The organism is Streptomyces lusitanus (assembly GCF_042647945.1).
Lineage (GTDB): Bacteria > Actinomycetota > Actinomycetes > Streptomycetales > Streptomycetaceae > Streptomyces > Streptomyces pseudogriseolus.
The window spans coordinates 242776-267411 of sequence record NZ_JBHRWL010000007.1; the positions used below are offsets into that span (position 1 = coordinate 242776).

At 73.2% G+C, this 24636-nt stretch carries 25 protein-coding genes; 13 read left to right on the plus strand and 12 right to left on the minus strand.

From position 1 onward, the window contains the following. Nucleotides 1-160: 160 nt before the first annotated feature. Both ACFOSY_RS12910 and ACFOSY_RS12915 read left to right on the plus strand, forming a co-directional pair. Nucleotides 161-2299, plus strand: a complete 2139-nt coding sequence (locus ACFOSY_RS12910; RefSeq protein WP_394306911.1) for a SpoIIE family protein phosphatase — start codon at nucleotides 161-163, stop codon at nucleotides 2297-2299. Between the two features lie 31 nt (nucleotides 2300-2330). Beyond that, the gene (locus ACFOSY_RS12915; RefSeq protein ID WP_394306912.1) at nucleotides 2331-3194 is read left to right on the plus strand and encodes an Fpg/Nei family DNA glycosylase; all 864 of its coding nucleotides are present in this window, start codon (nucleotides 2331-2333) and stop codon (nucleotides 3192-3194) included. Nucleotides 3195-3215: 21 nt separating this feature from the next. On the opposite strand, the gene ACFOSY_RS12920 is transcribed toward ACFOSY_RS12915, so the two are convergent. The 3 genes from ACFOSY_RS12920 to ACFOSY_RS12930 all read right to left on the minus strand — a co-directional run bounded on the left by ACFOSY_RS12920 (nucleotide 3216) and on the right by ACFOSY_RS12930 (nucleotide 5284). Then, nucleotides 3216-3872, minus strand: coding sequence for a zf-HC2 domain-containing protein (locus ACFOSY_RS12920; protein ID WP_394306913.1), 657 nt, complete (start codon nucleotides 3870-3872; stop codon nucleotides 3216-3218). A gap of 217 nt (nucleotides 3873-4089) precedes the next feature. Further along, a complete protein-coding gene (locus ACFOSY_RS12925) occupies nucleotides 4090-4605 on the minus strand; it encodes a hypothetical protein (RefSeq protein ID WP_394306914.1) in 516 nt (171 codons plus the stop codon). A 133-nt stretch (nucleotides 4606-4738) separates the two neighbouring features. Further along, nucleotides 4739-5284 carry a sigma-70 family RNA polymerase sigma factor gene (locus ACFOSY_RS12930; protein ID WP_225652818.1) on the minus strand — a complete coding sequence of 182 codons (546 nt, stop codon included), beginning with the start codon at nucleotides 5282-5284 and terminating at the stop codon, nucleotides 4739-4741. Between the two features lie 210 nt (nucleotides 5285-5494). Between ACFOSY_RS12930 and ACFOSY_RS12935 the strand changes: the two genes are divergently transcribed. Further along, nucleotides 5495-6652: a CapA family protein gene (locus ACFOSY_RS12935; protein WP_394306915.1), complete on the plus strand. Its 1158-nt coding sequence runs from the start codon at nucleotides 5495-5497 to the stop codon at nucleotides 6650-6652. A 12-nt stretch (nucleotides 6653-6664) separates the two neighbouring features. Here ACFOSY_RS12935 and ACFOSY_RS12940 read toward each other — a convergent pair whose 3' ends face one another. From ACFOSY_RS12940 to ACFOSY_RS12950, 3 genes are all read right to left on the minus strand, one after another. Further along, nucleotides 6665-7750 carry a DUF3533 domain-containing protein gene (locus ACFOSY_RS12940; RefSeq protein WP_394306916.1) on the minus strand — a complete coding sequence of 362 codons (1086 nt, stop codon included), beginning with the start codon at nucleotides 7748-7750 and terminating at the stop codon, nucleotides 6665-6667. A gap of 50 nt (nucleotides 7751-7800) precedes the next feature. Beyond that, complete coding sequence (locus ACFOSY_RS12945) at nucleotides 7801-8475, minus strand: DUF1275 family protein (protein WP_394306917.1); 675 nt, start codon at nucleotides 8473-8475, stop codon at nucleotides 7801-7803. Between the two features lie 220 nt (nucleotides 8476-8695). Further along, complete coding sequence (locus tag ACFOSY_RS12950; protein WP_394306918.1) at nucleotides 8696-9169, minus strand: MarR family winged helix-turn-helix transcriptional regulator; 474 nt, start codon at nucleotides 9167-9169, stop codon at nucleotides 8696-8698. 57 nt (nucleotides 9170-9226) lie between these two features. Here ACFOSY_RS12950 and ACFOSY_RS12955 point away from each other — a divergent pair, with 57 nt between their 5' ends. Further along, entirely contained in the window at nucleotides 9227-10042 is an 816-nt protein-coding gene (locus ACFOSY_RS12955) for an alpha/beta fold hydrolase (protein WP_394306919.1), read from the plus strand. A gap of 25 nt (nucleotides 10043-10067) precedes the next feature. Here ACFOSY_RS12955 and ACFOSY_RS12960 read toward each other — a convergent pair whose 3' ends face one another. Both ACFOSY_RS12960 and ACFOSY_RS12965 read right to left on the minus strand, forming a co-directional pair. Further along, nucleotides 10068-11507 carry an amino acid permease gene (locus ACFOSY_RS12960; RefSeq protein ID WP_394306920.1) on the minus strand — a complete coding sequence of 480 codons (1440 nt, stop codon included), beginning with the start codon at nucleotides 11505-11507 and terminating at the stop codon, nucleotides 10068-10070. Nucleotides 11508-11615: 108 nt separating this feature from the next. After that, complete coding sequence (locus ACFOSY_RS12965) at nucleotides 11616-12077, minus strand: universal stress protein (protein ID WP_394306921.1); 462 nt, start codon at nucleotides 12075-12077, stop codon at nucleotides 11616-11618. A 147-nt stretch (nucleotides 12078-12224) separates the two neighbouring features. Between ACFOSY_RS12965 and ACFOSY_RS12970 the strand changes: the two genes are divergently transcribed. Then, a complete protein-coding gene (locus ACFOSY_RS12970) occupies nucleotides 12225-13064 on the plus strand; it encodes a polysaccharide deacetylase family protein (protein ID WP_394306922.1) in 840 nt (279 codons plus the stop codon). A gap of 40 nt (nucleotides 13065-13104) precedes the next feature. Here ACFOSY_RS12970 and ACFOSY_RS12975 read toward each other — a convergent pair whose 3' ends face one another. Beyond that, complete coding sequence (locus ACFOSY_RS12975; RefSeq protein ID WP_394306923.1) at nucleotides 13105-13770, minus strand: class F sortase; 666 nt, start codon at nucleotides 13768-13770, stop codon at nucleotides 13105-13107. A gap of 337 nt (nucleotides 13771-14107) precedes the next feature. On the opposite strand from ACFOSY_RS12975, the gene ACFOSY_RS12980 reads away from it, so the two are divergent. Then, nucleotides 14108-14605, plus strand: a complete 498-nt coding sequence (locus ACFOSY_RS12980; RefSeq protein ID WP_394306924.1) for a hypothetical protein — start codon at nucleotides 14108-14110, stop codon at nucleotides 14603-14605. Nucleotides 14606-14737: 132 nt separating this feature from the next. On the opposite strand, the gene ACFOSY_RS12985 is transcribed toward ACFOSY_RS12980, so the two are convergent. Continuing rightward, the gene (locus tag ACFOSY_RS12985) at nucleotides 14738-15502 is read right to left on the minus strand and encodes a bestrophin-like domain (protein WP_394306925.1); all 765 of its coding nucleotides are present in this window, start codon (nucleotides 15500-15502) and stop codon (nucleotides 14738-14740) included. Between the two features lie 173 nt (nucleotides 15503-15675). On the opposite strand from ACFOSY_RS12985, the gene ACFOSY_RS12990 reads away from it, so the two are divergent. The 5 genes from ACFOSY_RS12990 to ACFOSY_RS13010 all read left to right on the plus strand — a co-directional run bounded on the left by ACFOSY_RS12990 (nucleotide 15676) and on the right by ACFOSY_RS13010 (nucleotide 20901). Further along, a complete protein-coding gene (locus ACFOSY_RS12990) occupies nucleotides 15676-16071 on the plus strand; it encodes a hypothetical protein (RefSeq protein ID WP_394306926.1) in 396 nt (131 codons plus the stop codon). 271 nt (nucleotides 16072-16342) lie between these two features. After that, nucleotides 16343-17269, plus strand: coding sequence for an SCO0930 family lipoprotein (locus ACFOSY_RS12995; protein WP_394307357.1), 927 nt, complete (start codon nucleotides 16343-16345; stop codon nucleotides 17267-17269). Nucleotides 17270-17550: 281 nt separating this feature from the next. Next, nucleotides 17551-18363, plus strand: a complete 813-nt coding sequence (locus ACFOSY_RS13000; protein WP_394306927.1) for an SAM-dependent methyltransferase — start codon at nucleotides 17551-17553, stop codon at nucleotides 18361-18363. Beyond that, nucleotides 18360-20501 (plus strand): putative bifunctional diguanylate cyclase/phosphodiesterase, encoded by a 2142-nt coding sequence (locus ACFOSY_RS13005; protein WP_394306928.1) that lies wholly within the window; start codon nucleotides 18360-18362, stop codon nucleotides 20499-20501. Before ACFOSY_RS13000 ends, ACFOSY_RS13005 begins: the two co-directional genes overlap by 4 nt. Nucleotides 20502-20511: 10 nt before the next feature. Next, a complete protein-coding gene (locus ACFOSY_RS13010; RefSeq protein ID WP_394306929.1) occupies nucleotides 20512-20901 on the plus strand; it encodes a nuclear transport factor 2 family protein in 390 nt (129 codons plus the stop codon). On the opposite strand, the gene ACFOSY_RS13015 is transcribed toward ACFOSY_RS13010, so the two are convergent. After that, the gene (locus tag ACFOSY_RS13015; protein ID WP_394306930.1) at nucleotides 20898-21743 is read right to left on the minus strand and encodes a LysR family transcriptional regulator; all 846 of its coding nucleotides are present in this window, start codon (nucleotides 21741-21743) and stop codon (nucleotides 20898-20900) included. The genes ACFOSY_RS13010 and ACFOSY_RS13015 overlap by 4 nt on opposite strands. Before the next feature lie 160 nt (nucleotides 21744-21903). Between ACFOSY_RS13015 and ACFOSY_RS13020 the strand changes: the two genes are divergently transcribed. Further along, nucleotides 21904-22794: an NAD(P)H-binding protein gene (locus tag ACFOSY_RS13020; RefSeq protein WP_394306931.1), complete on the plus strand. Its 891-nt coding sequence runs from the start codon at nucleotides 21904-21906 to the stop codon at nucleotides 22792-22794. A gap of 163 nt (nucleotides 22795-22957) precedes the next feature. On the opposite strand, the gene ACFOSY_RS13025 is transcribed toward ACFOSY_RS13020, so the two are convergent. After that, entirely contained in the window at nucleotides 22958-23842 is an 885-nt protein-coding gene (locus ACFOSY_RS13025) for a LysR family transcriptional regulator (RefSeq protein ID WP_189482260.1), read from the minus strand. A 120-nt stretch (nucleotides 23843-23962) separates the two neighbouring features. Here ACFOSY_RS13025 and ACFOSY_RS13030 point away from each other — a divergent pair, with 120 nt between their 5' ends. Then, a complete protein-coding gene (locus ACFOSY_RS13030; RefSeq protein WP_394307358.1) occupies nucleotides 23963-24634 on the plus strand; it encodes a succinate dehydrogenase in 672 nt (223 codons plus the stop codon). Nucleotides 24635-24636: the final 2 nt, after the last annotated feature.

Genomic DNA, 24636 nt, shown 5'->3' on the forward strand with positions numbered 1-24636 from the left:
GTCCCCGCGCCGCCTCGCCGGACCCGTCCCGGCCCGCGCCGGGCCCTCGTGGCGCCCTGTTGCCCGTGCCTTCCCGTGTACCACCGGCGGCCCCGGGATACCCGCGTCCCCAGGCGGCGCAGCGGTCGAAGAATCGCCCGAACCCTGGCAAGGTGGCCCCATGGCTGATCGGGGAGCGAGCCCCCTGTCACTCCCGGACGACTGGCCGGAACACCCGGATCCGATCCTGGCGCTCAACCGCATGGGCAGTTTCGACTGGGACCTGGACGCCGGGGTGATGCAGATGGACGCCCAGGCGCACGAGATCTTCGACGTGCGCCCCGACGAGTACGACGACCGGCCCGAGACCCTCGCCGTCCGCGTCCCGCCCGCGGAGGCGCGGCGGCTCGACGCGGTCGTGGCCCGCGCGCTCAACTCCGGCCAGGAGAACTACGGCGCCTACTTCCGCATCCGCTGCCGTGACGGCTCCCTGCGCTGGACCCACACCCAGGGCTACATCCGGCGCGACCCGGCGGGACGGCCCCGGCGCATCATCGGCATCGTCCGCGACGCCACCCAGGAGCTGCGCGAGAGCGGCGACCGGCGCGACCAGGCCCTCCAGGAGAGCCTGCGCCGCCAGCAGACCAACGTGGTCCAGCTGACCACCGCCGCGCTCGCCCACGCCCGGACCGTGCGGGACGTCATCGACGTCCTCAAGGACACCCACGGCCTCACCCATCTGGGCGCGACCAGCCTGGTGATGGGGCTGGTCGAGGCCGGCCGGATCCGGCTCATCGCGGAGGGCCCCGCCGGCAGCTTCGTCCCCGGCACCGAACTCACCCGGATCGACGAGCGCTACCCGATGAGCGAGGCGGTGCGCACCCTCAGCCCGCGCTTCATCGAGTCCCCGGAGGAGTTCGCCGAGCGCTACCCGGAGCTGTGGCAGGGCATCACCGGACTGAACATCACCTCGGCCGCCTACCTCCCGCTCATCGTGCAGGCCCGCCCGATCGGCGCGATGGGCCTGCTCTACAGCGACCGGCGCGGCTTCACCGCCGAGGAGCGCAACATCCTGGTCGCGCTCGGCAGCAGCATCTCCCAGAGCCTCCAGCGCGCGATGTTCTACGAGCAGGAGATGGACCTTGCCGAGGGGCTCCAGCAGGCCATGCTGCCCCGCACCATCCCCAGCGTGCCCGGCGCCGACCTCGCGGTCCGCTACCGGGCCGCCTCCTTCGGCGGCACCTTCGGCCGGGACATCGGCGGCGACTGGTACGACCTGATCCCGCTGCCCGGCGGCAGCCCCGGCGGCGGCAGCCGGGTCGGCGCCGTCATCGGCGACGTCCAGGGCCACGACACGCACGCCGCCGCCGTCATGGGGCAGCTGCGCATCGTGCTGCGCGCCTACGCCGCCGAGGGCCACACGCCCGCCACCGTGATGGCCCGCGCCTCGGTCTTCCTGCACGAACTCGACACCGACCGCTCCGCGACCTGCCTCTACGCCGAGGTCGACCTGTCCACCGGCGTCATCCAGGTGGTCCGCGCCGGGCACATCGACCCGATGGTGCGCCGCGCCGACGGCTCCTGCCGCCGGGTGCCCGTCCCCGGCGGCCTGCCGCTCGGCCTGTCCGCCGAGTTCGGCGGCCTCGACTACCCGGTGGGGAGGATAGAGCTGGAGCCGGGCGAGACGCTGGTGCTGTGCACCGACGGCCTGGTCGAGCAGCCCGGCGCGGACCTCGACGACGGCGTGGAGACCCTCGCCGCGCTGATCGCCGTGGGCCCCGACGACGTACGCGATCTGGCCGACCGGCTGATCGACGTGGCCGAGGAGCGCGGCGGCGACGACGACGTGGCGCTGCTCCTGCTGCGCCGCCGCGAACCGGAGGGCCCGCGGTCCGGCGGCCGGCTCAAACAACTGGTGCCGCCCGGCGAACCGGAGGCGCTGTCCGACACCCGGCGCATGATCCGCACCGCGGCCGCCGCCTGGGGCGCCCGGGACCGGGCCGACGAGATCGAACTGGTCGCCGACGAGATGATCACCAACGTGCTGATGCACACCGAGGGGTCCGCGGAGGTCACCCTGCGGGTGCTCGACGGCGCCGAACGGCGGCTCCGGGTGGAGGTCGAGGACTCCTCCAGCGCCCTGCCCCGCCGCCGGGAGGCGGGCGAGGGCGGCGTCTCCGGCCGGGGCCTGCTGCTGGTGGAGACCCTCACCGACCTGTGGGGCGTGGAGGCGCGCGGCGGCGGCAAGTGCGTGTGGAGCGAGTTCGTGGTGGTGAAGGACCCGGAACCGGCCGGGCGGGGGAACGACACCACGGGCTGAGGACGCGGGCCGCCGGTGGCACCCTTGACGCATGCCGGAACTCCCCGAGGTCGAGGCGCTCAAGGACTTCCTCACCGAGCACCTGACCGGCCACGAGATCGTCCGGGCGCTGCCCGTGGCGATCAGCGTCCTGAAGACCTACGACCCGCCGCTCACCGCCGTCGAGGGCCGCGAGGTCACCGCCGTCCGGCGCCACGGCAAGTTCCTCGCGCTGGCCACGGACGGCGGCCCGTATCTCGTCACGCATCTGGCACGCGCGGGCTGGCTGCACTGGAAGGACCCGCTGCCCAGCGGCGTGCCCCGCCCCGGCAAGGGGCCGCTCGCGCTGCGCGTCGCCCTGGAGACCGGCGCCGGCTTCGACCTGACGGAGGCCGGCACGCAGAAGCGGCTCGCCGTGTACGTGGTGGCGGACCCGGAGGAGGTCGAGGGCATCGCGCGGCTCGGGCCGGACCCGCTGGCCGACGGCTTCGACGAGGGGCGCCTCGCGGAGCTGCTCTCCGGGGAGCGCCGCCGGCTCAAGGGCGCCCTGCGCGACCAGAGCCTGATCGCGGGCGTCGGCAACGCCTACAGCGACGAGATCCTGCACGCCGCCCGCATGTCCCCGTTCAAGCTGGCCTCCTCGCTCACACCGGAGGAGACGGCCCGGCTGTACGAGGCGCTGCGCACCACCCTCACCGAGGCGGTGGAACGCTCGCGCGGGCTGGCGGCCGGGCGGCTGAAGGCGGAGAAGAAGACCGGCCTGCGGGTGCACGGCCGCACCGGCGAGCCCTGTCCCGTGTGCGGGGACACCATCCGCGAGGTGTCGTTCCACGACTCCTCGCTCCAGTACTGCCCCACCTGCCAGACGGGGGGCAAGCCGCTGGCGGACCGGAGACTGTCCCGGCTGCTGAAGTGACCCCGCCGCGGCGGGCCCGGGTCACTCGGGCCGCAGCACCACCAGCGTCTCGCCCTGCGTGGAGCGCACCTCGTACCGCACGAAGTCGTCGGAGTGCATCGCGGAGCCGCCCGGGACGGTGTTGGGGCGGGCGTCGTGCCGGGGCACGGCCCAGCTGGTCATGACGTGCTCGGAGCCGTCGCGGCCGATCCCCACCAGGACGCAGTCACGCGGTCCCGCCGCGTCCTTGACCCGCAGCTCCACGCTGCTGCCCCAGTCGCGGTCCTCGACCTTCACCTCCGCCCACACCCCGGAGCGCTCGTCGGTCGCCTCGACGGTCAGCGGACGAGGCCCGTCGTCACCCCCTGCCAGCACCGTGACCGCGGGGGCGGACACCGCCAGCACCACCGAGGCGGCCAGCGCCAGCAGCATCCGGCGCCGCCCGACGCGCCGCCGTGCGGACACCTGGGTGAGCAGCCGGTCCAGCACGCGCGGCGAGGGCTGCGCCATCGGGTGGACAAGGCGCGGGGTCGCGCTGCGGTAGAGCATCAACTGGCGGGTCGCGGGGCCGAACTCGGTCACCTGCACGGCGCAGCTGGGGCACTCCATGAGGTGGTCCTCGAAGCGGAACGCCTCCGCCTCGTCCAGCACGCCGAGCGCGTAGGCGCCGACGTCGCGATGCCTCTCCAGGGACCTCATGCCGAATCCTCGTGCCGTTGGGTGCGGGTGGGGTTACTCCTTGCTCCCACCGGTACGCACCAGGCTGCCGAATGACTCAGCGGCGCACCGAATCGTGACCTAAGCATTCGGAGGCCTCGGGCCCGCGGATTGGTCGGATTTTCCGCGGACCGCCGAACGGGCCGGGCCGACCCCTGAAAGAGGCCGGGGGGGCCTTGGGAAGAGGCCGGGGCGGCGGCTAGAAGAGATGGATGGCGAGGTGGCCGAGCGGCAGTCCGAGCTGCCACGCCGGCGTCCACACCTTCGGTCCCTCGTCCTCACCGCCGGCCGCCGCGCCGCCCGGCACCGCGTTCAGATCGGGGGCCAGCAGCTCCGTCTCGCGCAGCCAGCGCCAGGCCTCCACCGCCAGCTCCAGGTCCGGCCCCGGCGCGCCCCGGCCGGACGCGGCGGCGTCGGCGGCCAGGTCGTCCAGCCGCTCCTGCACCCACTCCTGCCACGGCTGGTCGTAGGCGGTCAGCGACAGCCAGGTCTCCAGCTGGGTGATGACCCGGATGCCGGACAGCTCGCCGTCGGTGTCGGACAGGAACACGGTCAGCGCCAGCGCGTCCCGGCCGGCCCGGAACTCCATGGACGTCGGCGGCATGAGGTCGCCGGTGCGCAGCAGCTCGTCGGCGATGTACTCGGCGTAGAACCACGCCATGGGGACGGCCGGTTCGCCGTCGCCCTCCGTGCTCTCTCGACCTCTGTGCAGCATCCCTTCCTGCCTCCTCCGGTGCGTGCGCGTCGCCCGAGCCCGGGTCCCCGGTCCGGACTCGGATGAGGACAGCCGATCCCCAACCGGGTCCGACGGCAAGGCGCTTTACGGAGGTTTGACCCGACGGTTGGTTTCACCGCATGTCGGAGGCGTAGCCCGGAAGCACCCGGCGCAGGGCGCGCAGCGCGTAGTACGCGCGGGACTTCACCGTACCGGGCGGGATGCCGAGGGCCGCCGCCGCTTCCGCCACACTCGCCCCCTGGAAGTACACGAGCACCAGGACCTCACGGTGCTCGGGCGTGAGAGTCTTCACAGCCTCCCGGACGTCGAGCATCGCGGCGGCCCGTTCCGCGTGGTCGGAGATCACCCGGGCGTTCTCCAGGACGGCGTCGCCGACCTCGGCCGGCCGCGCCTGCCGGGCCCGGCGCGCGTCGATGGCGAGCCGCCGCGCCACGGTCAGCAGCCAGGGGCGTACGGAGTCGAAGTTCTCGGCGCGCAGCGCCTCGGGGTGCTGCCAGGCGCGCACCAGCGTCTCCTGGACCAGGTCCTCCGCACGCTGCCGGTCCCCGTCGCAGAGCCGGACCAGCAGCGCGAAGAGGGGCCGGCCGTGCTCCCGCTGGAGTGCGGCGAGCTCGTGCTCGGCGGTGGTCCCGTTCGTGAGTGTCGTTCCGGCCGTCATGGCCGTATGGCAACGCACGCCGCCGCCGGGGGACAGGGCGCGCACAGGAGTGTGCGACAGGCGGTCGATCGCGTCGACGAACGGTTCGACGAACGGTCGGGACGGCCGTTCTCGCACGCCGGACGGGCTAAAGGGCGTGTCGGAGCGCCGCACACCGCGAGGAGGCTTCTTACCTGTTCATCCATAAATACGACCACAGCGGGGTGAGTGATGATCGCACGCAGCAGACAGCTGGCCCTCGTCCTGACGGCCGTCCTCGCCGCGGGCGCCGCCTGCCAGGCCCGCGACCACACACCGCCGCCCCAGGGACGTTCGGGCCCTACGGCCCACCGCGGCTTCACCCTGGTCGCCTCGGGCGACGTACTGCCCCACACCTCCGTCATCGAGCGCGCCGCCTTCGACGCCGGGGGCGCCGGGTACGACTTCCGGCCGATGCTCTCCGGCATCCGCTCCGTGGTGGCCCCCGCGGACCTGGCGCTGTGTCACATGGAGACCGTCTACGGCGCGGACGGCGACTACAGCGGCTACCCGCTCTTCAGATCACCGCCCGAGGTGGCCGCGGGCCTCGCCGCCACCGGCTACGACGGCTGCTCCACCGCCTCCGACCACACCTTGGACGACGGCGAGGAGGGCATCCGCCGCACCCTCGACGCCCTCGACCGGGCCGGTGTGCGCCACGCCGGCTCGGCCCGCTCCGCGCAGGAGGCCGCCGCGCCCACCCTCCTGGAGGCGGGCGGGGCACGGGTGGCGCATCTCGCCTACACCTTCGACACCAACGGGCACCCGCTGCCGCCGGACCGGCCCTGGGCGGTGAACCTGATCGACGAGCGGCGGATCGTCGCCGACGCCCGCGCCGCCCGCACGGCCGGCGCCGACGTCGTCGTGGTCTCGCTGCACTGGGGCACCGAGTGGCAGGACGAGCCCGACGGCCTCCAGCTCTCCCTCGCCCGCTCCCTCACCGCCTCCAGGAGCGGGGACCGCCCGGACGTCGACCTGATCCTCGGCATCCATGCCCATGTCCCGCAGGCGTACGAGAAGGTCAACGGCACCTGGGTGGTCTACGGCATGGGCGACCAGATCGCCGGCGAGATGACCGACCACGACGGGGTGAACGACCCGCGCGGCAACCAGTCCACCGTCGGCCGCTTCACCTTCTCCCCGCCGTCCCGCCCCGGCGGCCGCTGGGAGGTCACCCGCGCCGAGTTCGTGCCCCAGCTGTACGACGTCGACGCCGGCCGGGTCGTGGATCTGAACGCGGCCCTGGCTCAAGGCGCCGAACTGCACGCCGTGCGCGACCGCATCCGCGACGTGGTGTTCAGCAGGGGCGCGGCGAAGGACGGGCTCGTGATGGCGGGCGGGGACGGCTGAGGGGCGAGGGTGTCAGTGCCCGGTCGCCGGGGCGGGCTCGGGTGACCGGCGTCCGCGGCGGAACCGGGCGGCGAGCGCGGAGGCCAGGGCGCCGCCCACAGCCCAGGCGGACAGCACCCACCAGGCCGTGGCGGTGTGATGGCCGCCGAAGTAGGCGTAGTTGCGGAGCAGCGTCACCGAGGCGCCGTTGGGCAGGGCGGGGCCGAGGTCGCGCCAGAAGGGCGGCAGCAGGGCCGAGGGATAGACGCCGCCGGCGCTCGGGTTGCCGAGCACCACGAAGATCAGCACGGACAGGGCGATGCCCATCGGCCCCAGCAGCACCTGAAAGGCCATCCCGGCCGCCGCCGCGGCGAACGTGGTGAGCGCGCCGATCCACCAGAGCGCGGAGAAGTGCCCCGGCAGGGCGTCGAAGACCAGGTCGACGACGATCGCGCCGCCGAGCCCCGACAGCACCGACAGCACGGCGAGCGCGCCGAGCCGGATCAGCATGCGGTGCGGATTGGCCGGCCGCGCCCCGTACGTGGCGGACACCGCCGCCGAGGCCAGGTAGCCGCCGACGACCAGGCCGACCGCCAGGTAGAAGGGGGCAAGACCGCGCCCGTCGGCCTCGTTGGGCGGGCGCAGGTCGGTGATCCGCACCGGCTGTGACGGGTCCGCCTGCTGAAGGACCCGCTCCAGCGCCTGGACGCCCGACGGGCCGCCCGCCGACGCCACCAGCAGCCGGTCGGCCCGCCCGTCCGGGGCGACCAGAAGGGCCGCGTCCACCTCGCGCTCCAGCACCATCGCACGCGCCTGGGCGACGCTGTCCGCGGGCCGCCCGGACAGCGGCTCGCCGGGGATGCCGTTCAGCCGGTCGATCACCGTCCGCCGCTCCGCCTCGGGAGCCACCACGGCGACCGGGATCCTTTCCGGGGTGGGGGAGTGGAACGCCCCGATGTAGGAGACCACGAAGGCCAGTTCGAGGATGAGGACGCCCAGCATGACGAGCCCGGCGCGGGGCGTGATCGCGTCCCGCGCCTCGGCCCGGAAGCGGCCCAGCGGCGTCGCGGCGGAGGGACGTCCGGGTGACCGCCCGTCCGGTCCGGGGGTCTCGGCCATGGCGGCTCCTTGCTTTCGGTGAGGTCGGTCGGCGCTCAGGGGCGTCAGGGTCAGGTGAGGCCGTCCGGTGAGCCCGTCCGGGGAAGCGCGAGGAGCGCCACGGTGGTGCCGGCCGCCGCGACGGCGGGCCCGAGCCTGGCGTCCACCGCCATCGCCCCCGACGCCGTCAGGGCGCCCAGGAACAGCATCACGACCGCCCCCACGCGGACGGCCGCGTGCCGGGCGCTTCCGTCGGCGGCGTCCTGCGCCAGGCTGGTCAGCGTGCCCGTGACGAACGTCGTGGTCACCCCCGACCCTCCCGCCGCCCGCCTGGCGGCCGCGGTCTGGCTGCCCATCGCCGCCGCGGACGCGGCCAGCGTCAGCAGCCGCAGCGCCGTGCCGGGAGCGGGACTCACGGACTTCAGCACCAGCACCGCGAGGTCGAGCACGACGACGGCCACGAGGACCGCCCGGATCCCGTCCCACCGCGGCCCCGGCCCCTTCGGCGCCGCCCTGGACGCCGCGTACACCGCGGCCAGGAACGCCACGAGCGCCGTGGCCGCCCCCGCGACGAGCGCCCCGTACCCCGGCCGGCCGGTCAGTCCCGACAGGACGAGGCTGCCGGTCATGTTGGCGGTGAACACGCCCCCGAGCTCGACGAACGCGAAGGCGTCACCCGCTCCCGCCGCGAACGACAGCAGCGCGGCCGTGACCGCGAGGCGCGTCGAGGACGGCGCCGCCCGCATCGGTCAGGAGTCGTCGGCCGGGGGAACCGGGTCCGGGGAGAACGGGACCTGCGGCGGCGGGAGTTCGCGGGCGGCGGGCTCGGGGGAACGTCTGGCGGTCCACCGGGGAGGCGTCGCGGACATCTCGAATCATCCTTTCGGACGGAATCCCCACCATGGTGGTCATACGTCGTTGAAGGGTGCATCTCGAACGGCCGGCGGGCCGGACCGGGCGCGGGCGTCAGTCGTCGTCCACGGGGTCCAGCGCCTTGAGCAGTTCGCCCAGCACGCGCAGACAGGCCGTCACCTCGGCCTCCGTCAGCCCGCCGCCCGTCTCCCGCAGCAGCGCGTGCTCCCGGCGCAGCACCTCGCCGATCGCCGCCGCGCCCTTCTCCGTCGGGCGGATGAGCGACGAGCGCCGGTGGGCGGGGTTGGGGACGCTCTCCACCAGCCCCTGATCCGCCGCCTCGTTCACCATGCGCTGCACGAACTGGCGGCTGATCGCCTGCGCCCGGCCCATCTGCGGCACCGTCATCGGCCCGTTGCGGTGCAGCAGCGTCAGCACGGCGCGCACCCCGAGGGACAGTTCACCGTCCGTCAGGCCGCGTTCGACGCTGCGCTGGGCGCGCCGGTACAGGGGCCCGACCAGGTCGTACACCTCCGTGAGGCGTTGGCCGAGCTCGTCGGGCGGGAGGGGGGTCTCGTGATCCGTCACCCGTCCATCATGACATCCAGGTTGTCAAAGTGCCGCCGACATGACACCTTAGTTGTCATGAGTACTGCTTCGGACCTCCGCTGTCTCCCTTCCGCCGACGGCGACCTCGCCTACCGCGACAGCGGCTCCGGCGATCTCGTCGTCCTGCTCCACTCCGGCTTCGTCGACCACCGCCTCTGGGACGACCACGTGCCCGTCCTGGCCGAGCGGTACCGGGTGATCACCCCCGACACCCGCGGCCACGGCTTCTCCGCCAACGCCACCGCGCCGTTCCGCTGGGCCGACGACCTGGCCGCGCTGCTGCGCCACCTCGACGCCGGACCCGCGGTCCTCGTGGGGCTCTCCATGGGCGGCGTGATCGCCACCGACACCGTGCTCGAACACCCCGGCCTGGTCCGCGCGGTGGTCACCGCCGGGGCCGTGACCGGCGACTTCCAGTACACCGACCCCTGGCACCGCGAGGTCCAGGGGACCATCGCCCGGGCGCTGGAGACCGGGGACGTGACCGCCTGGCTCGACGCGTTCCTGCGGCTGGTGCCCGGCCCGGAGCGCACCGCCGACGACGTCGACCCGGACGTCGTGCGCCGCGTGCGCGAGATGGCCCTGCACACGCTGTCCAAGCACAGCCCCGGCGAGAAGGACTGGCTGGTGCGGGTCACCGGCTCCCTCGACCGGATCGGCGAAATCCGCGTCCCGCTGCTCGCCGTCAACGGCTCCCTGGAGCCGGCCGATCTGCACACCGCCGCCGAACGCCTGGCCGCCGCGGTCCCCGACGGCCGCACCGCGACGATCGACGGCACCGGGCACTACTCCGCGCTGGAGCGCCCCGACGCGTTCACCCGCGTCCTGCTGGACTTCCTGGAGTCCCTCTAGTCCCGCCTCCCAGTCCCGCTTCTCCTCAGTCCCGCTTCCCGGCGCCGTCCCCGTCCGCCCGCGCGAGCGCCGAACGCCGGTAGGAGTAGCCGAAGTAGACGACCAGGCCGATCACGAACCACACGGCGAACCGCGCCCAGGTCTGCCACTGGAGGAACGTGATCAGCCAGATCGAGAACACGACGCCCACCGCGGGCACCACCGGCATCCACGGCGTGCGGAAGGAGCGCGGCAGTTCCGGCTGCCGGTAGCGCAGCACGATCACCGCCGTGCACACCACCACGAACGCCAGCAGGATGCCGATGTTGGTCAGCTCGGCCGCCTCGCCGATCGGCAGGAACCCGGCGATGGCGGCCGACGCCACCCCCACGATCCAGGTGACCCGCGTCGGCACGTGCCGCGTCGGATGGGTCTTGGCGAACCACCGGGGCAGCAGCCCGTCCCGGGACATGGAGAACCAGACGCGGGTGACGCCCAGCATGAACGTGAACATCACGGTGAGGATGCCGATGATGGCGCCCACAGCGATCACGTCCGCAAGCCCGTTCAGCCCCACCGACTTGAACGCCGTGGAGAAGCCGCTCTCCGGGTCGATGTCCTTGTAGTCCTGCATGCCCGTCAGCACCAGGCAGGCCGCCACGTACAGCACCATCGAGATGACCAGCGAGTAGATGATCGCCTTCGGCATGTGCCGCTGCGCGTCCTTGGACTCCTCCGCCGCCGTCGACATGGCGTCGTAGCCGAACACCGCGAAGAACACCGTCGCCGCGCCCGTGAACGCCCCGCCGACGCCGAACGGGAAGAACGGCTCGTAGTGCTCCGCCCGGATGTGGAACACGCCGACGCCGATCACCAGCAGCACGACCAGCACCTTCAGCACCACGACGACCGTCTCGAAACGCGCCGCGTTCTTGATGCCGAGGTTCAGCAGCGCCGCGATCAGCAGACACAGCAGCGCCGCGAACAGATCGACCCGGTGCCCGTCCCCGGTGCCGGGCGCGCCCAGCATCCAGGCCGGCAGGTCCGCGCCCATCTCGTTCACCAGGAAGCTGAAGTAGCCGGAGATGCCGATCCCGACCACCGCGACGATCGCCGTGTACTCCAGCAGCAGGTCCCAGCCGATGAACCAGCCCGCCAGCTCGCCCAGCACCGCGTACCCGTACGTGTAGGCCGAGCCGGCCTTCGGGATCATCCCCGCGAACTCCGCGTACGACAGCGCCGCCGCGGCGCTCGCCACACCCGCGATCAGGAAGGACAGCAGCACCGCCGGCCCGGCCGTGCCGTTCGCCACCGTCCCGGCGAGGGTGAAGATGCCCGCGCCGATGATGCCGCCCACGCCGATCGCGGTGAGCTGCCAGAGGCCCAGGGTGCGCTCCAGCGCAGGACCCCGGCCGACCTCCGTCTCCTCGATGTGCTCGATCGGTTTGCGGCGGAGAATCCCCTCACCCGCCCGGAGCCGGTCCATGTGCCTCACCTCTTCGCGTTCGGCAAGCGGCTGACGAGGGCACATGATCCCCCCGAGGCGCCGCCGACGGAAGACACCACGCGAGCCGCACGGCCCGCCTTCACCGGACTACGGCACCACCGTCACCGGCCAGCGACCCGCCTTCACCAGGCGCACCGCCACCGACCCCACGAACCGGTGCCCCGCCTGCTCGGACGCGCCCACCACCACCGCGTCCGCCGTGAGGTCGTCCGCCGCCTTGACCAGGCCGCTGTACGGGTCGCCCCGGAAGGTGTGGAACTCCCAGCGGATGTCGAAGATCCCCTTGATCCGCTCCATCGACTCCCGGATCTGCGCCGCCAGGTCCTGCGCTATCTCCTCCGTCGTGTCCGCCACCGGCGCGCCCAGCGCCACCCCGCCCGCCAGCACCGGCTGCACGTACACGATGGCGAGCAGCGCGCCCTGGCGCCGCGCCAGCCCCGCGGCGTACGCCGCCGCGCGCAGCGACGAGTCGGAGCCGTCCACCCCGGCCACGATCACCTTCGGGCCGTCCGTGCCCCGCTCGAACCGATGCGCCTGCTGTTCCGTCACGACCGGGAGGCTATCGGAGCGCCGCCCGGCCGGACACCGCCAGGTCCCCGCACATCTCCGCCGTATGCTGCGCCGATCAGGTGAAATCGTGCCGCCGCACCGGTGTCGCGGCGCTGCGCCCGTCCCCCGCGGGGCGACTGATGAGTCATGCAGAAGGATCAATTGCTCACCCGGCGCCGGGCGTTGCTCGCCGGTGCCGCCACGCTGGGCGCGGCAGGGATGGCCGCGGCGCTCGCGCCGGGGGCCGGGAACCGGGGCGCGCCGGCGTCGCCGCCCGTCGCCGGGGCGCCCGCGGCCCGCCGCCCGCTCAGGCCCTCCGAGTACCGCCTGAGGCCCCTGACCGGCTACGGCCCCCCGCGCACCGTGCCCGGCAGGACCCCGGTGCGCGAGGAGCCGCTGCTGAAGGTGCCGGACAACGGCCGCACCGTCGTGCTCACCTTCGACGACGGACCCGACCCCCGCTACACCCCGGAGATCCTCGACACCCTGGCCCGCCACGAGGTGCGCGCCATGTTCTTCGTGTGCGGCGAGATGGCGCACTACAACCCGGGCCTGCTGGCGCGCATGGCCGACGAGGGGCACGTGGTGGGCAACCACACCTGGTCGCACCCCCTGCTGACGAGCCTGCGCCGCCGCACCGTCCGCTCCGAGATGGAACGCACCAGCGACGTCGTCGAGCGGCATTACGGCACCCGCCCGGAGTGGTTCCGCGCCCCCTACGGCGCCTGGAACCGCGCCGCCTTCGAGCTCGGCGCGGAACTGGGCATGGAGCCGCTCGCCTGGACCGTCGACACCCTCGACTGGACCGAGCCCGGCACCCGCACCATCGTGAGCCGGGTCGAGGACGGCGCCGCCCCCGGCGTCGTGGTGCTCTCGCACGACGCCGGGGGCGACCGTTCCCAGAGCGTGAAGGCCCTGCGCTCCTATCTGCCGCACCTGCTGGACTCCGGCTACCACGTCACCGTGCCCCGCCGGGAATACGTCTGAGCATGCGCGAAGCGGCCCCGCCCGCCCGGGCGGGGACCGCTCAGCGGACCTCCACCAGGCGGGCGAAGGCGACCACGTTGCCGTCGTAGCCGTTCTGCTGGGTGAAGCCGCCGCCGCAGGTGATGACCCGCAGCTCCGCGGCGCCCTTCGACGCGTAGACCCGGTCGCCGGGGAAGTCGTTCTTCGAGAAGACCTCCACGCCGTAGATCTCGAACACGGCGGTCTTGCCGTCCCTGCGGGCGATCTCGACCCGGTTGCCCTGCTTCAGCGCGCCCAGCCCGTAGAACACGGCCGGGCCCTGCGCGTTGTCCACGTGCCCGACCACGACCGCCGTGCCCTTCTCGCCCGGCGTGACCGCGCCGGTGAACCAGCCCGCCAGGTTCGGGTCCTCGGGCGGCGGCGCGTCCACCCAGCCGTCCGCGTCCAGGCCCACCGGCACGATCGGCGCGTCCACCTGGATGGCCGGGATCCGCACCCGGTCCGGCACCGCGTACGGCAGCGGCGGCAGCGCGCCGACGGTGACACCGGGGGTCACGCTGCCCGCGGCGGCCGCACCGGCCGGCTGCGGCGGGCCCACGTCGAACTCCCCGGAGCCGTTGCGGAGCAGCGCGAGGCCGGTGAGCAGGACCAGCGCTATCACGCCCCACGGAGCGCGCCTCCTCGGGCGCGCCTCCTCTTCGGCTTCGGCCGGCTCGAAAGCTGACATTCGCCTTCCCCTCTCGACACGGCCGTCGCCGTGTCACTCGCGCATGACGTGAACGCTAAGCGGAGGGTGCGCCACCGGCGACGGGACGGCGGCGAACGGGTGGCCTCCGGGCGGGCGGGGTGCGCCATCCGAGGTGAACCCGGACGAAGATCTTCTGACGGTCCGTGACCTGCGGCGATGGCCTCGCCCGCGGGGGAGGGGCGGGGGGAGCCCTCAACCGTACGGACCATTCCCGAAATGCGCGGCGGCGCACGGCAACTGAGGGTCTTTCCGGGAGGCGCTTTCTCGCCGATCGGACCGGGGACGGGACCCGGGGCGTCTCCCGCGGAGGATCACCATGCGCAACACACGTGCCCTCGCGGCCGCCGGAGCCGCGGTCGCCGTCCTCGGGGTCGCCGCCCCGGCGGCCGTCGCGGACGGCGGACGGGTGCCCAACCCGTCCAACATCGTCGCCCTGCCCAGCGTCATCGCCCGCGGCGGCCAGCTCACCATCACCGTCGACGGCTGCCCCAACGGCGGCCACGCCACCTCGAACGCCTTCCAGCGGACCAACCTGACGCCGGTCAACGGCGCCAACGACACCGCCAAGGGCACCGCCACCATCGACAACGACGCCCGTCCCGGCTCCTACGACATCACCGTCCACTGCTCGGGCCGCAGCCTGACCCGCCCGGCCGCCTTCACCGTCATCGGCGGTGTCCGCGGCGGCATCGGCGGCAGCAGCACCACCGGAGCGACCCCCACCGACATGGCGATCGGCGGGTCGCTGGTGGCCGCCGCGGTCGTCGGCAGCGGCGTGTTCTGGATGCGCCGCCGCGCCGAGAAGCGGATCTGAGGCGCTGTTTCCCCTCGGTCTCCCGTTCCGCACGTGCCCGACACCCGCGCCCCGGACCTTGGCGGTCCGGGGCGCGGCCGTGCGCGGCAGCGGTGACGGTGTCGGCAGCGGTGTCGGTGTGGGTATCGGCGGCTAGCTCTTGATGTCCGGGAACAGCCTCAGGAACGGTTCCGCCGTCGCCGCCAGGCCCCGGCCGTACGGCGCGTCGAAGTCCCAGATGAGGAACAGCAGGAAGGCGATGAGCGCGGAGAACAGCCCGGCGAGGACCAGTTCGCGGCGGGTGCGCCGGATCTGGAGGGCGAAGATCATGCCGATGGTGACCACGGCTCCGGTGACCAGGCCGAACCACACCACGCCCGGCATGGTCGCCCCGGTCGACTCCGCGCGGGCGCTGCGCGCCTGGTCGGCCGCGGCCACCTGGTCCACGAGCGGCTGGTAGGCCTGCGCCTCGAAGTCGGTGCGCGGCTCGTAGTCGGTCACGTCCCGGCGCAGCCGGTCGAGCAGTTCGGTGCCCTCGTCGGTCAGCCGGCCGTGGTCGGCCATGGTCCGCCACTCGGTGGTGACGACGTGTCCGACATAGGCGTTGACATCGTCACGGATCCGGTCGCGGATCTCGGCGGGGTAGACCCGTACCCGCTCGGAGATCTCGTGCAGGGCGACCGCCTCGGCCCGGACGTTCTCCTGGGCGGCGCTGCGGCCCTCCCAGACGCCGGCGATGGCGAGACCCAGGACGATGGCGTACACCACACCGATCCACATCGTCATGTACTCGATGACGTCCGGTGTCTCGCTGGGGTCCTCGTCCTCCGCCGCCCTCCGGTGCCGGACGAGGGTGATGATCACCACGACGGCGCAGGCGGCGAGCATGGCGAGGGTGAGAACAAGCCATTCCGGCAAGAGGTGCCTCCAGGAAGAGAGGGTCGATCGGTTGCGCGGGCGGTCGTCGTCAGCGCGGGCGCAGCGCGGCCACGGCGACCACCGCCGGGGTGGTGATGAGCAGGACGAAGACGAGCGGCGACGTGGTGCTCCGGGCCGGCCGCCGCGGCTCGGTCGCGCGGTGGCGCGGATAGGTGACGGTCCGCAGGGTCGGGCGCGGGCTCGGCGTCGCGGACGGCTTCGGGGACGGTGGCGGGGGAGGCGGCGGCGCCGGACGGAGGGTCGGGCGCGGCCTGACCGTCGGCGCCGGGCGGGGCGGCGGGGTGGGGCGCGCCACGGGCGGCTGGACGGGCCGCAGGGTGGGGGTGGGCTTCGGCGGCGGCGGAGGGGTCGGCGACGGCTTCGGAGGCGGCGGTGGCGGCGGAGGGGTCGGGGTGGGCGTCGGCGTGGGGGTGGGTGTGGGCGTCGGAGGGGGAGGGGGAGGCGGGGAACAGGGCGGGACGTCCCAGTCGATGTGGCCCGCGATCGCCACCGCCTCCGTGCCGTCCGGCCCCGTGGAGGCGTACGCGCAGGCGTCCGCCGCCGCCTGACCGGGTGCGCCGGCGAGCGCCCAGAGCAGCGTGACCACGGCCAACGTCCGCGTCGCGGTGCGGGTTTGGGTCGGTACGAGTGCTTGCACGACGAAGATCATGAGTCGTCCGGAGCCTGGTCACGCACGAGAGCGAGGGGAATGCCACGAAGGAGTTAAGAAAAGAAAAACGGGCCGCCGTTGAACACAACCTGTGCCGCCGTGCGTACCCCTCGTCGAGCGGCGGCGCGGCAGGGCGCTGCGAAAACCTCTGCGATCATCTGGAGTTGACGATGAAGACCTCCTGGCGGACCGCCTCACTGGTGGTGAGCGCCGCGGCGGTGCTGAGCCTGACGACGGCGTGCGGTCAGGACACCCAGCCGCCCTCCAGTCAGAACGTGGGGGTGACGGCGCCGGGTGACCTCGGCGGGATCGGCAGCGGCGCACAGGCGGGCCAGAACTCCCCGGCCCCGAGCCAGCCGGCCAACACGCCGGGGCAGCTGAACGTGGCCACCGACGCCAAGCTCGGCAAGGTGGTGACCGACGAACTGGGCCTGACGCTCTACCGGTTCGACCAGGACTCCGCGAACCCGCCCACGTCCAACTGCGAGGGGGACTGCGCGAAGACCTGGCCGCCGGTGCCCGCGGACGACGCCTCGGCGGGCGAGGGCATCGACAAGGCGCTGCTCGGCGAGATCACCCGCGCCGACGGCACCAAGCAGCTCACCGTGGACGGCTGGCCGGCGTACCGGTACGTGAAGGACGTCAACGCCGGTGACGTCAAGGGCCAGGGTGTGGGCGGCAAGTGGTTCGCGTTCACCCCGGAGGGCAAGAAGGCCCAGTCGGCCGATCTGCCGGGTCTGTCGACCCGGGAGGACCCGAAGCTCGGCGAGATCGTGGTCGACGAGAAGGGCATGACGGTCTACCGCTTCATGAAGGACGAGGCGTGGCCGGAGCCCGTCTCGAACTGCACCGGCGACTGCGTGAAGAAGTGGCCGGTCGTCTCGCCGGTCGACTTCGACGACACCAAGGGCATCCAGAAGAAGGGCTACATGACCTTCACCCGGCCCGACGGCGCCGAGCAGCAGACGATCAACTGCTGGCCCATCTACACCTTCGCCGGCGACAAGGCCCCCGGCGACACCAACGGTCAGGGCGTCGGCGGCACCTGGTACGCCGTGCGGCCCGACGGGAAGCCGGTCGGCGCGCCGGAGAAGTGACGACCTCCCCAGGGTGCCGACCCCGGCGCCGCCGTCCCTGAGTCCGCCCCTTCGCGTATCGCGCGGAGGGGCGGACCCTTTGGCCCGGTTCCTCCCGCGCGCCGGAACCCTCCGGAGTGACGTGATCACGTCACGTTACGATCATGTGCGCCCGCAAAGCGGGCACGTGCCAGAGGCAGTGACCGGGAACGGATGGTCAATTTCCGTTTGGGGTCGCCCTGTTGGCGGGCGATCAGTAGCCTCTGCTCGAACACCGGATCGCCTACGTGTTGGAGAGATACATGGAGCGTCCCGCCTGGGCCCCACGGAGCATCGACATCACGGTGCCCAGTGTCTCCCGGATGTACGACTACTACCTGGGCGGTTCGCACAACTTCGAGGTCGACCGGGAAGCCGCGCGCAAGGCCATGGAGTTCATGCCGGGGCTGCCCAAGGTCATGCAGGCGAACCGGGCGTTCATGCGGCGGGCGGTGCGCTTCGCGGTCGCCGAGGGGGTCACCCAGTTCCTCGACATCGGCTCCGGCATCCCCACGTTCGGGAACGTGCACGAGGTGGCCCAGGCGGCCGACCCCGAGGCCCGGGTGATGTACGTGGACCACGACCCGGTGGCGGTCGCGCACAGCAAAGTGGTGCTGGAGGGCAACGACCGCACCGGCATCCTCGCCGCCGACCTCCGCAAGCCGCAGGAAATTCTCGGCAGTGACGAAGTCGGCCAACTGATCGACCTGAATCGGCCGGTGGCGCTGCTTCTCGTTGCCATACTTCACTTCGTGGAAGAAGCGGACGACCCGTACGGGGCGGTGGCCGAGCTGAGCGAGGCCCTGGCGCCCGGCAGCATGCTGGTGCTCACCCATGCGGCGTACGAGGGCATCCCGCTGCCGCCGGAGCGGGCCGAGGGGGCGGTCGACGTGTACCGAGACATGCGCAACCCGCTGATCATGCGCACGCGCGAGGAGATCGCGCGGTTCTTCGAGGGGTACGACATGGTGGAACCCGGACTGGTGCCGATGCCGCGATGGCGTCCCGACACCGCACCGGAGGACGAGGATCCCTACGCCTTCTCCGGTCTCGCGGGCGTGGGGCGTACGGCGTGAGCGCGGAGCCGGACGGGCCGGAGGGCAGACTGCGCCGGTTCGCGACGATCTGGAGCCGGGCCGTGTACCCGGTGACCTCGACCGCCGCCACCCGCCCCGAGTTCGAGGAGCGGCTGCTCCCGGTGGCGCGGCGGCTGAGCGAGGCGCTGCGCGCGCGGTCCTTCGACGCGGAGGCGGGCCGGGCGGCAGGCAGCGCCCTGGTCGACGCGGACTGCACGGACCCCGAGGCGCTCAGCCACACCCTGGACTGCGTCGACGCCTACCTCGTCCTCTACTGCGGGGGCGACGGCGACCGCGAGACCCTCAGGGCGCGCAGCGCGCGGCTCCAGCACGCCATGGCGGCCGGCTTCGCCCAGGCCCTGCGTGAGCGGACGCTGGCCGAGCAGGAGGCCATCGCCAAGGCCGCGCTGGAGGCGCAGGGCCTCGTGGCGCAGGCCCTGCACGCCACCGAGACCCGGTTCCGCGCGGTGTTCGAAGGCGCGGCGATAGGCATCGCCATCGCCGACCTCGAAGGCAACGTCCTCCAGGTCAACGGTGCGCTCGGGCGCATGTTCGGCCTGACCGAGCAGGCCCTGCTGGGCCGCAACGTCAAGGACTGGACCCACCCCGACGACGCCCCGCAGACCTGGCGGCTCTACGCGGAGCTGGTGAGCGGCGAGCGCGAGCACTACCACCTCGAGAAGGCCTTCTACCGCCCCGACGGAACGGTCCTGTGGACCAACCTCACCGTCTCCCTGCTGCGCGACGCCGACGGCGAGCCCCAGTACCAGCTCGCCCTCATGGAGGACACCACCGAGCGGCGGCTGCTCAACCTCCGGCTGCGCTACGAGGCCACCCACGACGCGCTCACCGGGCTGCCCAACCGCACCTTCTTCTTCGAGCGCCTGGAGAAGGCCCTCGCGGCCGGCCCCGGCCAGCGGTTCGGGCTCTGCTACCTCGACCTGGACGGCTTCAAGACCGTCAACGACAGCCTCGGCCACGCGGCCGGCGACCGGCTGCTCGTCGAGGTCGCCGACCGGCTCCAGTCCTGCGCCACCGCGCCCGGCGAGATGGTGGCCCGGCTCGGCGGCGACGAGTTCGTGGCCCTCACCACCGGCCCCGACACCCGCCGCACCGTCGACGAGCTGGCCGGCCGCATCATGAACGCGCTGCTGGCCCCGATCAGCGTCGACGGCCGGGAGCTGACCGTGCGCGGCAGCATCGGCATCGTCGAGGGCCCGGCGGGGGAGCGCAGCGCGGCGGAGGTGCTGCGCAGCGCCGACATCACGATGTACCGGGCCAAGGCGGCGGGCGGCAACCGGTTCGAGCTCGCCGACCCGGAGGCCGACGCCCGCGCCATCACCCGGCACGGCCTCACCACGGCCCTGCCCACGGCCCTGGACCGGGGCGAGTTCTTCATCGAGTACCAGCCGCTGGTGCATCTCGGCGACGGCAGCGTCCGGGGCGCGGAGGCGCTGGTGCGCTGGCTCCACCCGCAGCACGGGGTGCTCTCCCCGGACCGCTTCATCCCGCTCGCCGAGCACACCGGGCTGATCGTGCCCCTCGGCCGCTGGGTGCTGGAGCAGTCCGTGCGCCAGGCCCGTGAGTGGCGCGACGCCAACGGCGGCGACGCGCTCGGCCCGCTGCGCATCAACGTGAACCTGTCGCCCTGCCAGCTCACCCACCCCGGCCTGGTGCAGGACACCGTCGAGATCCTGGAACGCACCGGCGTCACCCCCGACGCGCTGTGCCTGGAGGTCACCGAGTCCGCGCTCATCGGCGCCGACGACGACCTGCTGAAGCCGCTGCGCCGGCTCGCCGAGATGGGCGTCGACATCGCCCTCGACGACTTCGGCACCGGCTACTCCAACCTCGCCAACCTGCGCCGCCTCCCGGTGAGCGTCCTCAAGCTGGACCGCTCCTTCACCCAGAGCATGCAGCAGTTCCCCGCCGACCCGGTCGACCTGAAGATCGTGGAGGGGATCGTCGCGCTCGCCCACAGCCTCGACCTCGCGGTCACCGTGGAGGGCGTGGAGACCGGCGCGCAGGCCGAGCAGCTGCGCATCCTCGGCTGCGACACGGCCCAGGGCTGGTACTACGCCCGCCCGGGCCCGCCGGACCGGCTGCACGAGCTGGCCCTGGTGGACGCGACGGGATGAGGCGGGGACGGTGACCGACGAGGCGGCGGAGGCGGTCCGGGCGGCGATCGAGGGCGAACTGCGCCTCCTCGACCCGGCCGTGCGCGCCTCCCGCGCCCAGACGCTGCGCCTGCTGGACCCCGAGTTCACCGAGGTGGGTGCCTCCGGCCGGCACTACACGTACGAGGTGATGGTCGCCGAACTCGCCGAACATCCGGGCAGTTCGGCGGACGGCGCGCTCTACGAGCCCTCGGACATCACCGGCGTCCTCCTCGCGCCCGGCCTGGTGCACCTCACCTACGAGACCCGCTTCGAGGGCCGCCGCGCCCGCCGCAGTTCGCTGTGGCGCAAGCGGGACGAGGAAGCGGGCTGGCGCATGTACTACCACCAGGGCACGCCGGTGCCGCCGGACGTTCCTTAGGTCCCTGAGGTTCCGGTGCGGGCGGCGTCGGCCACCGCCGTCGCGGCGCGCACCAGTGCCGCGGTCGCCGTCGAGCGGGACTGCTGCGGCCAGGCGAGGTCGAGCACGACGGGCGGTGCGTCCGGCACCGGCCGGTAGGCGACACCGGGCCGCGGATAGCGGGTGGCGAGGGAGGCGGGGAGCAGGGTGACGGCCTCGCCGAGCGCGACGACCGCGAGCAGCTGCGCCAGGTCCTGAAGGCCCTGGCGGGTCCGGTCGATGTGCCGGTCCACGGTGTCCGGACCGAGGCCCAGGTCGGCGAGTTCCAGGCGGTCGCGGGCGGCGAGCGGGTGGGACGCGGCGAGGACGGCGAGACGCGGTTCGACGGCCAGGGTCTCGGTGTCCAGGCCGGTGCGGTCGTAGGGCGCGTGGACCAGGGCCGCGTCCGCCTCGCCGGAGCGCAGCAGCCGCGGCTGTTCCTGCCAGCCGCACAGCCGGACGGTGACGGGCACCGACCCGGGCTCGGACGCGTAACGCTCCAGGATCGGCTCGAGGAGGCCGGCGTCCCCGTCCGCCTTCACGGCCAGGATCAGCTCCGGCCGCTCCGCCGCGCGCCGGGCCCGCCGCCCGGCCGCCTGGAGGGCGTCCAGCGCGAGCCGGCCCTCCCTGAGCAGCACGTCCCCGGCCGGGGTCCGGGTGACCTGGTGGGTGGTCCGCTCGAACAGGGTGACGCCCAGCTCGGCCTCCAGCTTGCGGATGGCCCGGGACAGGGGCGGCGGGGAGATGCCGAGCCGTTCGGCGGCACGGGCGAAGTTCAGTTCCTCGGCGACCGCGACGAAGTACTGCAGCGAACGGGAGTCCACGATCGGGGTTCCGCCCTTCCGTCGGTATTGCCTCCAGGGTAATGACCGGGAGCGGATCGATCCTTCAGTTCAGGTGGCCCGGGCCACAGGATGAAGGTGCGCGCGGGCCCTCCAGGCCGACGCGCCCCTCCACCCGATTCTCCCGTGTACCGGAGCTCCAGTGATCGTCATCACCACCCCCACCGGCCAGATCGGCCGGCAGGTCCTCGACCACGTCCTCGACGCCACGGACGGAACGACCCAGGTCCGCGTGATCGCCCGCGACCCGAGCCGCCTCACGCCCCAGGCACGCGAGCGGACCGAGATCTTCCGGGGCTCGCACGCCGACCCCGAGGTCCTCGGCGCGGCGTGCGCCGGAGCCGACCGCGTGTTCTGGCTGGTACCGCCGGCGCCGGGCGCGGACGGCGTGGAGGGCCACTTCCGCGACTTCACCCTGCCGTTGTGCGAGGTCATCGGCCTCGGGAAGGGAGTCGAACGGGTCGTCGCCGTGTCCACCGCGGGGCGCGGGGTCGCGAAGAACGCGGGGCAGGTGTCCGCCTCGCTGGCCATGGACGACCGGATCGCGGCGACCGGCGTGCACTACCGGGCGGTGTGTCCGCCGTTCCTGATGGAGAACCTGCTCGGCCAGGCGGCGGCTCTGCGCTCCGGCGAGTTCTACATGCCCCTGACGGTGGACCGGGTCCTGCGTACGTGCGCCACTTCCGACATCGCGGCGACGGCCGCCCGCCTGCTGCTCGACACCTCCTGGACCGGCCGCGCGGACGTCCCGGTGATCGGCCCCGACGACCTCACCCCCGAGGGCATGGCCCAGGTCCTCTCCGAGGTGCTGGGCCGCACGGTGCGGGTACGTCGGATCACCCCGGAGGACTACCGCGCCGCGGCCCTGCGCTCCGGAGCGAGCGAGGCGATGGCCCAGGGCCTGGCGGACATGGCGACGGCGATGGACGCCCAGGGCTTCTACGGCCCCACGCAACCCAGCACCCCCGACACCGCCCCGACGGGCTTCCGGGAGTGGTGCGAGACGGTACTGAGGCCGGCACTGCTGTCTTGAGTCCGCGGTCGCGTCACCCGGCGGCGCGTCCGTAAAGGCGCACGGGCCGACGCGCCTGAGCCCGAACGCGTGCCGAGCCCGGGCCCGCCCCGGACACGGTGTCGCGTCCTGCCCGCCCGGACGCGGCGCCGCACCTCGACCCGCCCCCGCCCGGAGGGCACCCTCACCGCTCCAGCAGCATCCGCTGCAGCTCCCGTGCCGCCCGTGGCGGCGCGACGTCGCTGCGGTGGGCCAGGGCGATCGCGCGGTGCAGGCCCGGGCGTGCCAGGGGCGTGACGTGGAGGCCGTGGGCGGAGCGGGCGGCGACCATGCGGGGGACCACCGCGACGCCCAGCCCCGCCCGTACGAACCCCAGCACCGCGTCCATCTCGCCGCCCTCCACCGCGAACTCCGGCTCGAAGCCTTCCGCCCGGCACGCGGCCACGGTCAGCTCGCGCAGGTCGTAGCCGTGCCGGAACATCACCAGGCGTTCGCCCTCCAGGTCGGCGATGCGCACCGCGCGCCGGCCCCGGCCGGGGCGGGGGGCGTCCGGGGAGGAGACGACCACCAGGTCCTCCCGTAGCAGCTCCACCGTGGTCAGCGCGGGGGAGGGCGTCGGCAGCGGCAGCACCACCAGGGCGAGGTCCAGCGCGCCGCGGGCCAGTTCGCGCACCAGGTCGTGGGAGCCGCCCTCCTCGATCAGCAGCCGTACGCCCGGGTAGCGGTCGTGGAAGGCGCGCAGCACGTCCGGCAGCAGGCCGGTGCACAGGCTCGGGGTCGCGCCCAGGCGTACCCGCCCGCTGCGCAGCTGCGCCACCTCCTGCACCTCGTGCCGGGCGGTGTCGGCGTCGGCCAGGATCCGCCGGGCCAGCGGCAGCAGCGCCTCGCCCGCGTCGGTCAGCGTGATGTTCCCGCGCGCCCGCCGGAACAGATCCGCGCCCAGTTCCCGCTCCAGCGCCTTGATCTGCTGCGAGAGCGACGGCTGGGCGACGTGGACCAGTTCTGCGGCCCGGGTGAAGTGCCGGGTCTCGGCGACGGCGACGAAGTACTGGAGCTGCTGGAACTGCATACGGCCATGATAGGAGGCCCCTATCGAATCGAGCCGCACCATGTCTTGGACCGATGGGGCCCTTCGGCTCTAGCGTCTGCTGACATGGCTCTGGCAACGCGGACGGACCGACGGCCGTCCATGGCACGCACCGTGTGGGACTCGACCGTCGGCAAGAAGACAGTGATGGCGGTCAGCGGCCTGATCATGCTGCTGTACCTGGTCGTCCACATGATCGGGAATCTGAAGATCTTTTTCGGGGCGGGGGAGTTCAACCACTACGCCCACTGGCTGCGCACGATCGGCGAGCCGTTCATGCACTACGAGTGGACGCTGTGGGTCATCCGCGTCGTCCTCGTCCTCGCCGTCGTCGCCCACGCCGTCTCCGCCTACCAGCTCAGCCGCCGCGACATCAAGGCACGCCCGACGAAGTACGTGCACAGGAAGGCGCGGGCCAGCTACGCCACGCGCACCATGCGCTGGGGCGGTGTCATCCTCGCCCTGTTCATCGTCTGGCACCTGCTCGACCTGACCACCGGCACCGTCCACTCCGGCGGCTTCGAGCACGGCAAGCCCTACCAGAACGTCGTGGACACCTTCTCCACCTGGTACGGCAACACCATCTACATCGTCGCGATGCTGGCCGTCGGTCTGCACGTCCGGCACGGCTTCTGGAGCGCCGCCCAGACCCTCGGCGCCGGCAGCCGCACCCGCGACCGCGCCCTGAAGACCACCGCCAACGCCCTTGCGCTGCTGCTCACGGCCGGCTTCGTCGCCGTACCCGTGGGCGTCATGACCGGAGTGGTGAGCTGACC

Bases quoted from the DNA above. Each gene is read 5' to 3' on its own strand.
- ACFOSY_RS12960 (WP_394306920.1), bottom strand. From the start codon at position 11,507: ATGGACCGGCTCCGGGCGGGTGAGGGGATTCTCCGCCGCAAACCGATC.
- ACFOSY_RS12995 (WP_394307357.1), top strand. From the start codon at position 16,343: ATGAAGACCTCCTGGCGGACCGCCTCACTGGTGGTGAGCGCCGCGGCG.
- ACFOSY_RS13030 (WP_394307358.1), top strand. From the start codon at position 23,963: ATGGCACGCACCGTGTGGGACTCGACCGTCGGCAAGAAGACAGTGATG.
- ACFOSY_RS12940 (WP_394306916.1), bottom strand. From the start codon at position 7,750: ATGGCCGAGACCCCCGGACCGGACGGGCGGTCACCCGGACGTCCCTCC.
- ACFOSY_RS12955 (WP_394306919.1), top strand. From the start codon at position 9,227: ATGAGTACTGCTTCGGACCTCCGCTGTCTCCCTTCCGCCGACGGCGAC.
- ACFOSY_RS13000 (WP_394306927.1), top strand. From the start codon at position 17,551: ATGGAGCGTCCCGCCTGGGCCCCACGGAGCATCGACATCACGGTGCCC.
- ACFOSY_RS12915 (WP_394306912.1), top strand. From the start codon at position 2,331: ATGCCGGAACTCCCCGAGGTCGAGGCGCTCAAGGACTTCCTCACCGAG.
- ACFOSY_RS12945 (WP_394306917.1), bottom strand. From the start codon at position 8,475: ATGCGGGCGGCGCCGTCCTCGACGCGCCTCGCGGTCACGGCCGCGCTG.
- ACFOSY_RS12910 (WP_394306911.1), top strand. From the start codon at position 161: ATGGCTGATCGGGGAGCGAGCCCCCTGTCACTCCCGGACGACTGGCCG.
- ACFOSY_RS12980 (WP_394306924.1), top strand. From the start codon at position 14,108: ATGCGCAACACACGTGCCCTCGCGGCCGCCGGAGCCGCGGTCGCCGTC.
- ACFOSY_RS13025 (WP_189482260.1), bottom strand. From the start codon at position 23,842: ATGCAGTTCCAGCAGCTCCAGTACTTCGTCGCCGTCGCCGAGACCCGG.
- ACFOSY_RS12920 (WP_394306913.1), bottom strand. From the start codon at position 3,872: ATGAGGTCCCTGGAGAGGCATCGCGACGTCGGCGCCTACGCGCTCGGC.
- ACFOSY_RS12925 (WP_394306914.1), bottom strand. From the start codon at position 4,605: ATGCTGCACAGAGGTCGAGAGAGCACGGAGGGCGACGGCGAACCGGCC.
- ACFOSY_RS12975 (WP_394306923.1), bottom strand. From the start codon at position 13,770: ATGTCAGCTTTCGAGCCGGCCGAAGCCGAAGAGGAGGCGCGCCCGAGG.
- ACFOSY_RS12930 (WP_225652818.1), bottom strand. From the start codon at position 5,284: ATGACGGCCGGAACGACACTCACGAACGGGACCACCGCCGAGCACGAG.
- ACFOSY_RS12970 (WP_394306922.1), top strand. From the start codon at position 12,225: ATGCAGAAGGATCAATTGCTCACCCGGCGCCGGGCGTTGCTCGCCGGT.
- ACFOSY_RS12935 (WP_394306915.1), top strand. From the start codon at position 5,495: ATGATCGCACGCAGCAGACAGCTGGCCCTCGTCCTGACGGCCGTCCTC.